12 protein-coding genes are annotated in these 15087 nt (G+C 56.0%); 6 read left to right on the forward strand and 6 right to left on the reverse strand.

Annotated elements, in window-relative coordinates:
- Nucleotides 1–37 precede the first annotated feature (37 nt).
- The 3 genes from ACXM2N_RS00580 (at nt 38) to ACXM2N_RS00590 (ending at nt 3023) form a co-directional block, all read left to right on the forward strand.
- Nucleotides 38–562, forward strand: coding sequence for a hypothetical protein (locus tag ACXM2N_RS00580; protein ID WP_458489027.1), 525 nt, complete (start codon nt 38–40; stop codon nt 560–562).
- Entirely contained in the window at nt 549–1430 is an 882-nt protein-coding gene (locus ACXM2N_RS00585; RefSeq protein ID WP_458489029.1) for a PrsW family intramembrane metalloprotease, read from the forward strand. Before ACXM2N_RS00580 ends, ACXM2N_RS00585 begins: the two co-directional genes overlap by 14 nt.
- A 267-nt stretch (nt 1431–1697) precedes the next feature.
- Complete coding sequence (locus ACXM2N_RS00590; RefSeq protein WP_458488980.1) at nt 1698–3023, forward strand: ISL3 family transposase; 1326 nt, start codon at nt 1698–1700, stop codon at nt 3021–3023.
- Between the two features lie 104 nt (nt 3024–3127).
- Here ACXM2N_RS00590 and ACXM2N_RS00595 read toward each other — a convergent pair whose 3' ends face one another.
- The 5 genes from ACXM2N_RS00595 to ACXM2N_RS00615 all read right to left on the reverse strand — a co-directional run bounded on the left by ACXM2N_RS00595 (nt 3128) and on the right by ACXM2N_RS00615 (nt 11211).
- Nucleotides 3128–6370, reverse strand: a complete 3243-nt coding sequence (locus ACXM2N_RS00595) for an arabinosyltransferase domain-containing protein (RefSeq protein WP_458491170.1) — start codon at nt 6368–6370, stop codon at nt 3128–3130.
- Between the two features lie 151 nt (nt 6371–6521).
- On the reverse strand, nt 6522–8555 hold the full coding sequence (locus ACXM2N_RS00600; RefSeq protein ID WP_458489031.1) for a galactan 5-O-arabinofuranosyltransferase: 2034 nt from the start codon (nt 8553–8555) through the stop codon (nt 6522–6524).
- 224 nt (nt 8556–8779) lie between these two features.
- Nucleotides 8780–9541 (reverse strand): decaprenylphospho-beta-D-erythro-pentofuranosid-2-ulose 2-reductase, encoded by a 762-nt coding sequence (locus ACXM2N_RS00605; RefSeq protein WP_458489033.1) that lies wholly within the window; start codon nt 9539–9541, stop codon nt 8780–8782.
- Between the two features lie 13 nt (nt 9542–9554).
- Nucleotides 9555–10970: an FAD-binding protein gene (locus ACXM2N_RS00610; protein WP_458489035.1), complete on the reverse strand. Its 1416-nt coding sequence runs from the start codon at nt 10968–10970 to the stop codon at nt 9555–9557.
- Between the two features lie 16 nt (nt 10971–10986).
- Entirely contained in the window at nt 10987–11211 is a 225-nt protein-coding gene (locus ACXM2N_RS00615) for a hypothetical protein (protein WP_458489037.1), read from the reverse strand.
- A 422-nt stretch (nt 11212–11633) separates the two neighbouring features.
- On the opposite strand from ACXM2N_RS00615, the gene ACXM2N_RS00620 reads away from it, so the two are divergent.
- The 3 genes from ACXM2N_RS00620 to ACXM2N_RS00630 are packed head-to-tail and all read left to right on the forward strand — an operon-like array spanning nt 11634 to nt 13511.
- Nucleotides 11634–12110 (forward strand): hypothetical protein, encoded by a 477-nt coding sequence (locus tag ACXM2N_RS00620; RefSeq protein ID WP_458489039.1) that lies wholly within the window; start codon nt 11634–11636, stop codon nt 12108–12110.
- Between the two features lie 22 nt (nt 12111–12132).
- Nucleotides 12133–13041: a hypothetical protein gene (locus ACXM2N_RS00625; RefSeq protein ID WP_458489041.1), complete on the forward strand. Its 909-nt coding sequence runs from the start codon at nt 12133–12135 to the stop codon at nt 13039–13041.
- A gap of 14 nt (nt 13042–13055) precedes the next feature.
- On the forward strand, nt 13056–13511 hold the full coding sequence (locus tag ACXM2N_RS00630) for a GtrA family protein (protein ID WP_458489043.1): 456 nt from the start codon (nt 13056–13058) through the stop codon (nt 13509–13511).
- Nucleotides 13512–13661: 150 nt separating this feature from the next.
- Here the strand turns inward: ACXM2N_RS00630 and ACXM2N_RS00635 are convergent, their stop codons facing one another.
- The gene (locus ACXM2N_RS00635) at nt 13662–14822 is read right to left on the reverse strand and encodes a tyramine oxidase subunit B (protein WP_458489044.1); all 1161 of its coding nucleotides are present in this window, start codon (nt 14820–14822) and stop codon (nt 13662–13664) included.
- Between the last annotated feature and the right edge of the window lie 265 nt (nt 14823–15087).

Below are 15087 nucleotides of genomic sequence, written 5' to 3' on the forward strand. Positions count from 1 at the left end.
ACGACGTTCGCTCACAGAAAAACTTAAGATGTAACTCATGCATACCATCCGCCCCACAGCGAGAGTTGTCATCACTGTCTGCGCGATCGCCGTTGCGTTGCTGCTTGTGCCCCTGGTTGGCCGTCTCATCGTGGAGCCTAAGGATACGCAACAAGAAACAATGATCCTTGGCGGGCCGCACCAAGACGGCGGGATTAGTACGGCTCTCACCTGCTCATACGCACAGGATCTGACAAAGCCGGGCATGTACACCTGCGACGGTGTTCAAGTGGATTCCCGCATTGATCGCACCGGCAAGGACATGCGCACCACCCTCCGTAGGATAGTGCGCTCAGATCCCACAGTCGTGGGTTATCAGGCCGGAAGATTTTCGGTGGAGGACGGCATTTCTCGGCTTGAGGGAACATCGGCCTTGGGCGAGAAAATCATAGTACTCAGCCGCCCATACGGCGGTGACTTACAAGGCATGAGCATGTACGTGATGCTGAAGGGCTCAGGACTAGGACGCACAGAGGACCTCGTGCTTAGCGCGTTGAAGGAGGCGGGCGTTGACCAAGTTTAACTACTTTCTGTGGACTCTCATTGCGCTTGCACTTCCCGTTACGGCCTACTTTCTCATGAGCAGTGCAATCATGAGCCCCATTGCAACCGCCATTGGCCTAGTGTTTGCGGTGCCATATGCGGCCTTCTACTTATGGCTGTTCAAACGTAACAGTGCGTGGCTCGAGGGTAAGGCGTGGCTGTGGGCTAGCCTCCTGTGGGGTGCCGGGATCTCCCTGGTTATTGCTTTGGCCGCGGGCGCTCCGTGGGTTGGGTTGACGCAAGACCTTGGGTGGGAAATGTTCATGGCCTCGTTCGGCGGTGGCTACCCAGAGGAAATTGCTAAAGCCGTGGGCGTATTTTTCTTGCTCATGAGTTATGGATCTAGACCGTGGCACGGGTTCATCTTGGGTGCCATGGTGGGCCTAGGTTTCGAGGTAATTGAAAACATCATGTACGGCGCAACCGGAGCCGTCATGCACGTAGACAGTGACATCCACGGTGCTGTGAGCACGTGGGCACTGCGCACATTCATCGGGCCTGGATTACACGTGATGTTCTCCGCTATCGCGGGCTTCGGTATCGGATGGGCAGTCTTTGGCCAGTTCAGGGGCGGAAAGAGGATACTGATTGGTGCGGGCAGCGTACTCACAGCTTTCCTTCTCCACTTTGGCTGGAATACTCTGCATTCATCCGTAGTCGCGCAGATCATCAGTTACCTCGTGGTGGGCGGGATCGGTTACCCGCTAGTGATCTGGATGTACATCCGCACCAACCAAGAGGCTAAGAACCATGAACTCCTGCCATCAGCACCTATCCAATCGCTCAAGGATCTACAGCAGTTTAGGGCGCGGGCGTATCCGGTGAAACCGAAGCAGCAGTTACGTTGATGGGGCAAGCCGTAACAACGGCGGCGCCCTCAGGCATTCTCCGCTCCACCTGAAGTCCTTCGTTGCCACGCAATGCTTGGAGTGGGGCGGGGACAAAAAGCTAAACTCTGTGCCGTTTTTTACTAGCCTGAGCCCAATAAATGGGGTCAAAGTGGCTCTTCCGGTTTTAGAGTGCATTCAGTAGCGCGGCATACATTAGTAAACGAGCCTCTTGCGAGTAAAGATTAAGGGTGTCGAATCCAACCTCTACCGCAAGGGGCTCTACTGATGCAGTCTACTGGCAACCTCATCGCTGACACCATCTGCCGCACCGCAGAACTCGGATTAACCATCACCGGCGCAGCAGACGCAGGGTCTAGAACCATCATTGAGTGCCAAGCCCTCGACCCGATCAACGCCTGCCCACAATGCCGCCACGCCGGCGTATTCCGCGACCACACCATACGCACCCTTACCGACCTGCCAATTGTGGGTTTTCCCACCACATTAAAAGTCCGCCTGCCGCGCTACCGGTGCACCAACGACTGCTGTGACCAGAAGTACTTCCAGGCAGGACTAGCCTGTGCCTGCGACCACACTAAAGTTACTGACCGAGTCACCCGCTGGATACTCCAACGCCTGGCTATTGATCGCATGAGCATCTCAGCGACCGCCAAATCTTTAGGTATCGGTTGGGACTTGACCTGCCAGCTAGCCCTAGAGATGTGCCACGAATTGATCTACAACGATCCCCAACACCTGGCAGGGGTCAGTGTTATTGGTGTCGATGAACACAAGTGGTCTCATAACCGGCGCACACACGGCGACGGGTATGTCACCATCATCGTTGATATGACCGGGCACAACCCCCACGAGTCCACCGCAGACAAAGCACCGGCCCGATTGCTTGATGTTGTCCCAGGCCGTAGCGCTACCGCTTTAAAGCAATGGCTTTATGCTCGTGGCCAAGACTTTCGTGACAAGGTGAAAATCATCAGCATGGACGGCTTCCAAGGCTATGCCAGTGCTGCTGATGAAGTCATCCCCAAAGCCACCAAAGTCATGGACCCGTTCCATGTGGTGCGTCTTGCTGGTGACAAGGTCACTAAGTGTCGCCAGCGGCTGCAGCGTGAAACTACTGGCCGGCGTGGAATATCGACAGATCCGCTGTATCGGAATCGTAAATCCTTGTTGACCCGCACAGCGTTTCTCACCGACAAACAAAAAGACAGGCTAGAGGCACTGTTCACGTTTGATGATGATTATGCGCCGCTGCAGGAAACGTGGAAGATATACCAGCAGGTCATTGATTGTTATCAAGACGGTGATAAAAGGCGGGGAAAGAAAAACATGCGTGAGCTCATCACCACCCTGGCCAGATATACCAACACCGGGCTGCCAGAGCTGGCTCAACTCGGGCGAACCCTAGCCAAACGTAGCAAGGACATCCTGGCGTATTTCGACAAAGGCGTATCCAACGGGCCGGTAGAAGCTATCAACGGACGCTTAGAACACCTGCGCGGAATCGCCCTAGGATTCCGTAACCTCACCCACTACATCCTGCGCTGCCTGATCCACTCCGGCCAACTCGCGGACAAGATCAATGCACTCTAAAACCGGAAGAGCCGTCAAAGTTTAGAAAATTGTTCCTCTTCCTCTAAGAAACTAAAAGGTGCACCTGGTTGAAGTTCAACTAGGTGCACCTTTGGCTGTACGGGCTATTCAGTGTCGATATTCATTGGCCCTGGGTACCAGAGTCCCGAACGCGTGATGGTTTCAGTATCAATGTCTGCTACCTGTGGGACGTTGCCCTCGGAGTCACGGCGAGTAACCAGTTTCTCCAGTGAACCCCAGTCGCGGTTCCAGTCATCCTTAGAGTAGGTGGACATGAGAACTCGGTAGTTCACTGCCTCAGCCGTGCCCATGACACCGCCGCCAGCAAAGTCCTGGAATGCAGTGCCTGTAGCCTTGCCGCCGGTATCTGGGGAGATGCGGTACTCAGGGACTTCCGCAACGCCTGCGTAGTGGCCAAATGGCTGCTGGCATGGGAACTGCAGTGGAACGGACCAGTCTAGGACGGATGGGGAAGTGCCCACCACGTTGTTCAAAGTATCCAGCTGTGGCACGCGTGGTGGGGTGAAGGCCACCCAGATGTCTGGGTTCAGGTTGGCATCCACAACGTTCAGGCGCACAACGTCTGCTTCTTCTGGAATATCAGAAAGCGGAATGCGGAGGTTACGCCATGTTGGTGCTGGGCCGATGTCGTACATCTGCAACTCGCCAAGCTCCTCAACGTTGTTGCCGTTGCGCTTGCCGTACTGGAGGTTAACTTGATTGCCTTCTTCCTCAATGCCGTTGATGTCGACGTGCTCTACGCGTCCCGCTACGGATACAACCAGCAGTGGCGCATCATCGGAAGATTCAGGCAGTTCGTACCAAGAGCTGGTGGTCTCAGCGTAGTCCTGGTCCTGCTCGGTGTAGGAACCCAACACTGGGATTTGGTTTGGATCCAGCTCAAATGGCAGGTTGATGCGGGAACCGTTCACGCCTCTGTTGGCTCGAAGACCACTTTCCGTAGTGTCGTCAGTCGAGTTCGTAGAAGCCTCCGCACCATCGGCATTCTGCTCCTGCAGTATATCTGTGGACGTTGCGGTGTTAGGAATATCGGCGGTCAACTCGGATGGGATTCGATCAGGATCGAATCCACGGGAGCCCTCAGGATCAAGGGAATCTCCCAAGCTGCTTCCCACTGGGGTGAGGAAGGAATCATTGGTGTTGGTTTCAACCAAGACTTCATTAGCCAGGGCACAGGTATTGCCGGTAAGAGTGCGCAGATTGCCTAGGCCTACGGAGTAAGCCGGGTACTGGGATGCAAATCCCTTGGCAAAGCTGGCCATGGAGAAGAAAACAGTAATGGCAGCGAGCACCGCGATTGGAGCCGCAGCAACTCCAGCGAAGCGCTTAGAAATCCTACCGGTGCGAGCGTCCTCGGCGGCTTCTTCGCTTAGGCCGTCCGCTTCCGCCTCCATGTAGCGGAAGTCACCACGGAAGGACTGGATTGCGCCAATGAGAAGAACCACTAGGGCAATGCCTAGCATCACGGTGCCAGCCTCGATGCCAGCAACCTGGATGGTCTTGTCCCACCATGGGATCGAGTAGCTGGAGGTGTACCACCAGCCATTTGTTCCGGCCAGTGAGATTGCGAAGATGAAGAGCGCCACGCCCAGAAGCATGGTCTGGACCTTGCGGGAACGAAGCGCAAAGTAGCTTAGTGATACTGCGCCGAGGGCGGCAGTTACTGCGCCTAGACCCGCGAAGATACCGAAGTGGTGGGACCACTTGGTAGGGGTGAAGCACATGAAGAAGAAGGTGCCCAGCATGGTCAACGTCAGGCGCTGCGATGGCCCAAACTTAGCCGTTGGTACCCGCTTTGCGTGCAACGTTGCTGCAAACACCGCAACTAGGGCGAATAGCATGAATAGCACTGGGAAGCGACGTGTGAAGGAGCCATCAACCGTCTGCTGGAGCACGGTTTGGTAACGCACGAACTCGTGGTACCACGACAGGGCAGGGCCCTTGTCGCTGCGGACGCTGGTGGATTCTAGGACCGTCATCAGAGTCTGGTCAGAGAACACTGCGACGAGAACCGAGAATCCCAGGGCAAAGAACGGCATCAGCATGGCGAACCAGGAAGATGCCTTGGACATGCCAATGGACTGAGCGCGCTGGAACATGATGCGCAGAACACCGGATAGGCCTACTAGGAGCGCGGCCACTGCCATGAGGCCGGTAGGGCCACAGGCTAGGGTGAATGCGGCGATGACGGTGCCGATGGCTGCTGGGAACAGGCGTCGGGTAGCGATAGCACGCTCGAAGAGGACCCAAGTAGACAGTGCACCAAGGGCAATGATCGGCTCTGGGCGCAGGCCGTTGTTGTATGGCAACCAGAACGCCAAGAACATGAAAGCGGCGGACAGCACTGCTACCTTGCGACGCGCAATGCCCTTGCCCAAAATAGGCAACGCCATACGAGAAATGATGAACCAAATGCTCAGGCCGGCGATGAGCGCTGGGAGGCGCATGAAGGTGGACGCGGTGGAAATGCTGGACAGAAGAGCCAGCAGGTCATAGTACGGCGCGCCGAATGGAGATTCTGGGACACCAAACCAGCGGTAGTAGTTCGCCATGTAGGTGGAATCGTGCGATGCACGCCCCATGGTCAAGATGAAGCCATCATCTGAGGTGTTTGCACCGAAAATGTGCCAGAACAGCAGCACCGCGCCGACGCCGAAGTCGGTTGCGCGAGGCTTGAAGGCACCCTTCTCCAGCCAGCGCACGCGACCACGGCCGTCCAGGCGGTCAATGCGCCAAATGCAGTACAGGGAGATAAGGGCGAATACTGCGCCCAAGAGCATCGCCGTGAACTTCAGGATGGTTGGGGAGGATGTGAAGCGAGAGTTGATTTCCACGCTCACGTTGAAATCATCAGCCGGAGTATTCGACTCAAGCTCAGTGTAAATACCTGTCAGCTGGGGGCGCAGGTCTTCATCAATAACCTCAGCGAAGTCATCGCTACCGGATCCACCAACTACTCGCGCGGAGCTTTCCTCGTTCGTAAGCGTGACATTCAAGGCGGCATCAGGGCCAAGCTCTGCAATCTGGTCAGCGGTGAGCTCGATGAGTCGCTTAGTACGTACAACTACCTCGACGTCGCCCTCCTCATTGGCGCGAACGATCATGCCACGGGCCGTAGGACTATCCGAGTCCTTCGGCAACGTACTAACGATCATGTTTTCGCCATCGCGAAGATCATCCGCAGCAGACAGCGGAATGTCCATGGACATGGATTGAGGAGTGTAGCTCATCAGCGGAGCATTAACGCTCTCCACAGTATTGTTCTGCGGCCAGTTCAGATGGGACTGGACTTGATTCACTGGCAAGAAAGGCAACGCCACAAACATGAGCAAGCCCAGCAGGCCGGAAATGATTGCCAATTTGCCCAGCCAAGCTGGGGCTTTCTTTAGTTGCAATCGCTCATCGTGAGAGTCGTTGAGGAGATCGTCAGTTTTCGTAGCGGTAGAAGACACAATAGGCAATTCTAGTTCTTTGGGATTAGACACGCGAGATCACCACGAATGGGCCAATTTCCTGGATTTCCCAGTCGCTGGATTGGAACATTTCCGGGTTGAATTTCACGCCACGGAAACGAACGTTCGGGTTGTTTGGGTAGATATCTTCGGCGATGTCGAAGTTCCATCCCGCCTCCACGGATTCCTCGCTCATGCTTCCAGCGAGGACAAACACTTGTGGGGCGCGCCACTTGGCGTCGTCGAGGAGGCGAGTGAATTCCTCTTGAGTGGCGTTGTCTGAGTAGCTGTACTTGGCCCACTCCTCGATGGTCGCGTTGCGCTCGTCAAACTCGCCTAGCGGATTGGCGTAGTGGCTAGTGATGGCTTGGAAACCTCGGTATGGGTAGAAGGACATGAAGTCTTTTTCACTGGTGAGGATTACCGTTTCTGTGGGATCGTAGCCGTGGGAACGGATCTCCTCATCAACTTGGGCGTAGTACTGGCCAGCATCGGCTGGGTAGCGGTCTGCGCGTTCGCCAAAGCCGTCAGTCTCGGTGAACGCGAGGTCATACGAGTGCGCGTTGCGGTAAGTAATCTGCTGCGCGTATTGGATTCCGGCCAGCGCACAGACGACCACCAAGGCTGCAGTAACGACCTGGGATGTCTTCTCACTGAACGTGGTGGGGTAGAGGCGGCGGATTCCTTCAAGACGGTAGTGCGCAAGGCCCAAAAGGCCACTGGTGGCCAGAATGACGGTGATGACAACATCCAAGCGGAAGCCCAGCAGCGTTTGGCCGGCAAGAGTGAACACCATGGAGGCGATGACCCAGCCGTACACCACGATCAAAGCAACGCCTAATGCGCGAACGTCCTTATCAGAAAGGCGCATCAGGATGTGTATAACGCCAACTAAGCACAACAAGCCCACCAAGGATGCAGCAAACATGGGCAGCGGAACCTGCGTGCCTTCCATGGGGAGGTAGTGCGTGGCGGTTGCACCGGAGGTGTGCTCGCCAGAGAGCACCGCCAGAACGTAGGGGCCCCACACCGTTGCGGCGATAGCCAAGGAGCTCAAGCCGATAACGAGAAGGTGAACTAGGGGTTTGATGTTGCGGAATACAACCACCGCAATCAGGGCAGCGAGAACAACAACACTTACCGCGATGACGCCGGTGTACAGGGTGTACATGCAGGCGGCGATACCAAGGTAGACGGCGGAGCCGATCATGGCGATCTTGTCACCGTACAGGCCACGGCGGCTGACAATGATGGCTGCTGGGGCACCCAGCACGATGATCAGTGCGTACGGTTCGTCCGCAGACATAACAAGCCCAATGGCCGTGGTAGTCAGTGCGATCGCGGAGGCTACCACTACGGAACCGGTGAGGCGTTGCCACACCGGCACGAGAAGGCAGGCTGCGGCGCTGATGGTCACGATGGACCACGGTTGGTAGGCTTCCCAGCCCTCGAGGCCAAAGACGTTGGCAAAACGCCCACCCAGCCAGAACCACAGCGCTGGGTAGTACGCAGGAAGGTCCGCGTAGTTCATGTCTGTGAGTGACGCGGTGTTAGCGAAATGCGTCATGTACTGGGTGCGGAAGCCCTGATCCACGGCTACGCCGTCCAAGTACAGGCGGGTCGATGACAGTGGGATGCCGAGCGCGGACACTACCAGCATGGCTGGTGAGAAGTACGCGAAGAAGTACGTGAGCCCGCGCAGCCACCTAGGGCCAGCCACGTTGCGGCGATTATTCATCGCGTGGAAGTACACCAGCACCGCAACAGCGACGATAACGATGACGACGCTTGCGGTGGATAGGGCGCGGGTGACAAATGATCCACCGAAGGCCGGTAGGGATGTCTGCTTGAGAACAAACCATGCAGCAAGCGACAGCAACCCGCCGCCGAAGAAGGCCACGGCCATAGCGATAAAAGTACGCGGGATCGTTAGCGCATCTGGGGCAAAGACTCCCTTATCGGGCTGCTCTTTTCCTAGCCGGTTGTCCCGTGCCAGCGGGTTGAGGTCCTCGTTTGATCGCTGGTGAGCGACCACGTGTTCCTTAGTTGGATCAGTCATGCTAACTAGTTTGTCATAAGTGCATGTAAAAGTAGCTAAATGGCTCTTTGAACAGAGCAATTAATTTGGCTTCAAACTTGACTGAGAGCTGCAACTAGTGTGACTGGTGTTAAAAGGGACACAAACTTAAAAGCCCCGCACAATGAACTGCTCCCCATGAGGTGTACTGAGAAATCAGACACTTACTCATGGGGAGCAGTGCACAATGGTGCGAGGCTAAAGAACTAGAACGGCAACTTGCGGAAGATCTTCTGTGGGATCACCTTGAACGCCAGGGAAACTGGCTGGAACAGTGGGTGAACGAAGATGGCTTCCTTCTTGGCCATTACTGCGTCGACCACAGCCTTGGCCACGTCTTCCTTGTTGACGGTCAGTGGCGCCTCGCCGGCCTCCGCGGACATCTTGGTGCGCACCTGGCCTGGGCGAACAACCAGAACGTTCACGCCGAACTCACGCAGTGCTTCACCCAAGTTGACGTAGAAACCGTCCATGCCCGCCTTGGATGCGCCGTAAACGAAGTTGGAGCGGCGAACGCGCTGGCCTGCGACGGAGGATAGGGCGATCAGCGCGCCGTGGCCCTGCTGCTTGAGCTTCTTACCCAGCAGGACGCCTACGGACACTGGCGCGGTGAAGTTGGTCTGTGCAGATGCGACTGCGAGGTCGTGCTCCTGCCACAACTTCTCCTGGTCGCCCAGGGTGCCGAAGGCGACGATGGCCACGTCAACGTCACCGTCGGCGAAGGCGAGGTCGATGGTTTCTGGGTGGGACTCGAAATCGGTGGCGTCGAAGTCGATGACCTCAACTGCGCTAGCACCAGCGGCCTTGACCTGGGCTACTGCTGGTTCAATTCGTGGAGAGTCCGGCCGAGCTGCCAGGATGACGCGGGCTGGGCCCTTGGCCAGGAATTCCTCAACGATGGCCAAGCCGATTTCGCTGGTACCGCCGAGCAAGAGAATGTTTTGTACTTGACCTACTGCATTAAGCATGTGGTTTTCCTTTCTAGCGCAGCTCGAGGCGGCGGGACATATCGGATGCGAAGACGCCGGTTGGGTCGATCTCGTTGCGAGTCTTCAACCAGCCCTCCATGCCTGGGTACATCTTGTGGAAGTTCTCAGCGGAGGTACGGGACTCCTTGGCCAGGTACAGGCGTCCGCCGAATTCCATGACGCGCTTATCCAGGTCATCCAAGAACTGGTTGAGGCCTGGCTTGATTGGGAAGTCAACACACACGTTCCAACCTGGCATTGGGTAGGACAGCGGAGCCTTGTTTCCCTCACCGAACAGCTTGAACACGTTCAGCGCGGAGTAGTGGCCGGATTTCTGGATATCGCGGACGATGTCCTTGAAAGGATCAACAGCCTCGCGTGGAACAACGAACTGGTACTGCAGGAAGCCGTTGGAGCCGTAACCACGGTTCCACTCACCAATGAGATCCAGTGGCTGGTAGAACTGCGTCAGGTTTTGCACCTTGTTCTTGTACTCGCCGGACTTCAGCCACCACAGCTCACCAATGGCAATCATGGACAGCTTGTTCATGGTGAAGTTAGGGAAGATGTCCGGAACGGTCATCAGCTGCGGAGCATTGAACTTCAGTGGATCCTTAGCCAGCTTTGGTGCCAGCTCTTCCAACTGGGCAAGGGTTGCCAAGGAGCCACGGGAGATGGCGGCGCGGCCGAGCTTTGGCTCAGGCGAGATCGCATCGAACCATGCGGAAGAGTAGGTGAAGTTGGACTCGGAGCCATCAGAGTGGAACTCAACGGTCTCATCAAGGTTTGCGGTGAGGTCGCCGTCTGCAATGAAGTAGGCGGTCTCCGTCTTAGTCATCTTGATTTGAGCGCGAACGATGATGCCGGTCAGGCCCATGCCACCAACGGTTGCCCAGAACAGCTCACCGGATGGATCGTCCTCGGAGCCGTTTGGCTCGAGGTGGAGGATACGGCCGTCAGCTACCAGCAGCTCCATGGAAGTCACGTGGTTGCCGAAGGAGCCTGCGGAGTGGTGGTTCTTGCCGTGGATATCAGGGCCAATGGCACCACCAATGGTGACTTGGCGGGTGCCAGGCAGAACTGGAACCCAGAGACCATAAGGCAGTGCGGCCTTCATCAGCTGGTCAAGGGTGACGCCACCATCTACGTCAACAATGGCGGTTTCCGGGTCGATGGAGTGGATCTTGTTGAGCTTCTGCATGTCCACAACAACGCCACCGGCGTTTTGTGCAGGGTCGCCGTAAGAGCGGCCCATGCCGCGGGCGATGATGCCGCGCTTGAGGTGATCAGGCTTGTCAGCGTTGTCGTCTGCGACGAGCTTGACGGCATTGACAATCTCTTCCAGATCTGGGGTGGAGAGCACTTGCGCGGTGGTTGGGGCGGTGCGGCCCCAGCCCGTGAGCTTCTTAGCTTTAGTGTTCAGTTCCATGAGGTCCTGTCCTAGATTACAGATCGAGCATGTCCCGGATTTCCTGCGGGAGCTCTTCCTGTGAGGTGATTTGTGGTCCGTCGTAGTTTTCAAGAATCTCATACACACGTACACGCGAGGCGCTGTCGAGGAACGGGAGCTCCTCAGCCATCAGCCTGGTCATGAATTGGTTCATGGGCGTGTTGGTGTTTTCGGCCGCAATGTGGCCGGGTTCTGGTTTTTTCTTGAAAATTCCGAACATGATCACCATCCTAGTGGTCAAGACGGCCAAGTGGTGTGCACGTGCAGGCGAGGGACGCTGCTAATTCACTGACTATTTGCTGTGCTCCGTTGGGATACAGAGTAGTTGAGGTATCAGTCACATTTCGCCAGATCACGTTAAGTGGGCAGCCGTCCGCTTCTGCAAAAGGTCCCTTCACGCTTATCGACGTTCCCAGGTGGCATGTAGGCCCTGTCTACAAAAACAATCTCACGCTGCGCCGCGTCGCGGCGCAGGTCACCGAATTCCATGCCTCCGCCAATAAGGCGGTGAAAACCCGCAGGGTTTTCTTCGGTGGCACTGTGTGCGCTGACCACGTGCTTGGTGTGGGCGTCGGAAAGCAAGATCACCAAGGATTTGGGCCGGAGCTGGGGCATATTAAGAAGATCAGTAGACTGTGGGGCATGACGAAGACCGATTACCACAAGCTCGATGACACTCTCGCTGGCCAGCTCGTTCAGGCTGGTGCGGTGGCTGCCAGCGTGGCGCTGCCTGACTACGTGGCCTCAAAGTCTCTGCGTGCGGTGGCTAACGTGGGGCTGCTGGCCGGTTTGGGCTGGATCTCAGCGAAAGTCAACCTGTTAGATGACGATCCCGACAATGATCCAGACGCCATCTTTGCCAAGATTAGTGATCTTTTGGAACGCGACGATCACTCTGAAGACGAGGCGATGAAGGTGACGGATCTGGGCGGGCCTGCCAAGACGTGGGCGATCATTGGCGGTGGTCTGGGCCTTTTTGCTGCCAGCGCCCAGTTGGGTTCTGTCAGCCAAGCCGCCGTGGCAAAGCGTATGGGTAAGGCCGGAATCAAGGACCCCAATACCGTGCTGGGGCTGCTGGCCGCTGCCGGCGTATTCATTGCGTCTCGGATGCAAAAGTAGAAACGCAACTACCCTTGAAGGTATGCCATCACGAAACGCAAGCGCTGAAGTCATTGACTTAAACGCCGCACGCCGTGCTCGAAACCGTCAGCACCGCGTGCCCAATCAGCACGTGCCTGCTCCACGGCGCGAACGTGATGCCCAAACCGTCATCCTCAACGCGATCCTGTCCATCGGGCAAGAAAACATCCAGCGACACATCGGGATCAACGATTCCAAAACCCTGGAGGACCTCCGCAAGGTCATTGACATCTGCTTTGGCTTTACCAAGGAGCCCTCACCGTGGGCGTTCATTGGTGAAGGAATCCTCAATGAAGCCGACCCCATCCACTTTCATCTCAGTGTGGCCGGTGAAAGCATCAAATATCGCTACGGGCTGTGGACAATGAGTATTGATGTGGTGGACTCCATCGTCCGCGACGATTCCACGCCACAAGCGGTGTGCATTGGCGGTGACGGGGACATGCCGGATGAGCCACTGGACACGTCCAAGATCAATGAGCAGATTACGGCCGTCTCCGGCGACCTCAACGTCTTGGAGCGCGTGCGGCCCGAGGTAGCTGAGTTAATTGAGCGCTCCGGCGTCTATGATTTCCTGCCCCTGCTTCAGGCCCTTGGGTTGACCAAGCCTAACCAATCGGAGCCAAGCACCCAGAAACTTAAGGACCTTCCAGCGGAGGAAAAGCGCAAGGCCAGGGACGCATTTTGGGCCATGATTCTCAGCCTTGCCTGCATGGGGGAGGAAGAACTCACGGACGCCGTGGCAGTCTCCCTGATGAGCGCCCTCGGCTACGGCGAGCTCGACATTGAGGACATCACCGGCCTATGTGCGGAAAGCCTAGCCGTGGTGGAAACCCTGGGCTGCTACGGCGAAGATCCCCGCAGTGCTGTGGAACGCATTGACGTCTACCGCGAATTGCTGCGCAAATAGTAGACTCATTCCTCGTGTCAGGAAACAGTAACTCTCTCAAGACTCAGCTCAGCCGCTTCATTGGTGTGGGTGTCATTTCTGCGATCGTGGATTTCGGCCTCACACTCTTGCTCATGAGCTTCGGCATGGGGCGCTCGTTTGCCAAGGCCCTGGGCTGGTGCGCCGGTACGCTCACCGCGTACTTCCTGAACGCCAAGTGGACTTTCAACCAGAAGACTTCGGCTAAGTCCACTGCCGCTGTAGCCGCTCTCTACCTGTCCACCTTTGCGGTACAGAATGTACTGTTCTGGGCTCTCAAGGGGCCTCTGGAATCAATCGGCTTGGAAGGCACCCTCATGAACACGGTTGCCTTCGTTATCGCCCAAGGCGTGGCTACTGTCACAAACTTCATCGTGCAGCGCGTTTTCATCTTTAATGACAAGCGCGATCCTAACGCGGCGATTGTTGAAGAAGGCGAGGCACTGCGTTAGTGATGAAACCCCTGCTCACTGCTTGTGGCCTAGTTTTCCTAGGCTTTGGTGCTGTGGGCATTTTCATCCCATCAGTGCGATCAGTCGCTCAGGCCTGAGCATTCACGGCCAGATCAACGGTTCGAGATGAGGGAGCGATTATTGCAGACATTAGGCCATCTCCGGAACTTCCCAGAAGGTGAACGGGGTGCCTAGGTTCATTTCCAAGGCCTTGTCGTAGCAGTATTTGCCCCACGCGACATCCTCAACTGGCATTCCGCCAACGGACATGAAGATGATGTCATCGTCAGACTTGCGAATCAGGCTCTCGCCTTTATCTGCAGCGAAGATTACGTCTGCGATGTCTGCAAAAGCGTTCTCAGGTAAAAGTCCATCTCGCTGCAGCTGCATGAATTTCACGCCAATGATGCCCAAGGACTCAAAGCCATTGGGGCCGAGCTCCTCCAGCCATGTGTTGTAGAGGCCGGTGTTATCAACTACAAGCTTGACGTCGCCGGATGTGAGAAACTCATCTGGGGCGTTAACCATAGACGGCAGCGCTACGAAAGCACCCGGGTCTAACCATGCTGGATCAATCATTGGGTAGTTGGAGGAGCCAGGAGGGGCAGTTGTGGTGTAAGCGATCACATCAGCACCACGGATTGCGTCTTCCTCAGTGTCTGCAACGCGGATTGTGGTGAACTGGGGAAGCTCCCTTTTGACCCAGTTCACGAAGTCATCGATGCCAGCCTGAGATCGTCCCTTGACAACAACAGTATCCAATGCTGGGCAACCTGCCGCGAATGCTTCCAGCGCTGTCTTTCCCATGACGCCCGGCCCGATGATTGAGGCGACGCGGGCTGTAGATTTAGCCAAGTATCGTGCGCCAACACCGGATACCGCACCTGTGCGATATGCGGAGAGGAGATTACCATTCATGATCGCCAGAGGCCTACCGGAATCAGCGTCGTTGAGAACGAACGTGTGGATAGAGCGAGGTAGACCTACCTCGCGGTTCGCAATGTTTGAGCCGTACCACTTGCAACCAGCAACGTGGAAGTTGCCGCCTAGGTAGGCGGGCATTGCCATGAAGCGACGGTCTGCGGTTGGTTCTGGCATGCGTGGGTGTGGAGAATTCTCAGGGAAAAGCACCATTGATCCATGGGAATCAGCTGTTGCACCGCCCATGCGATAATCCTTTACGGCGAGTGATCGAAACATTTCGATCATGGTGTCTACGCATGCTGGCATGTCTTTAACACCGGCTTTGATCATGTCAGGCTCGCTCAGGAGAAGAGTTTCAAGACGGACGTCGTTGCTATCAATGCTCATTTCGGCCCCTAATTTCTATCGAGCTATAGATTATTACCTATTGAATGATAGTTTTACGCCCTTGTGTGTTGGTGGTCAATTATCGGGGGTAGCTTAACTATCGATCTACAGGTTTAGGGTGCCTTGAGGATTGCTTTGATTGCTCGGGCAGGCTTGTGGATTTTAGATACTAGGTAATCTCTATGCCGCTATAGGGTTTTATTGCCATCATTTTTGCTAACGGTGCAGCGATAATAACGCACTTCAGTCCCTACTTTTCCAATCT

Source organism: Corynebacterium sp. ZY180755, from assembly GCF_054331495.1.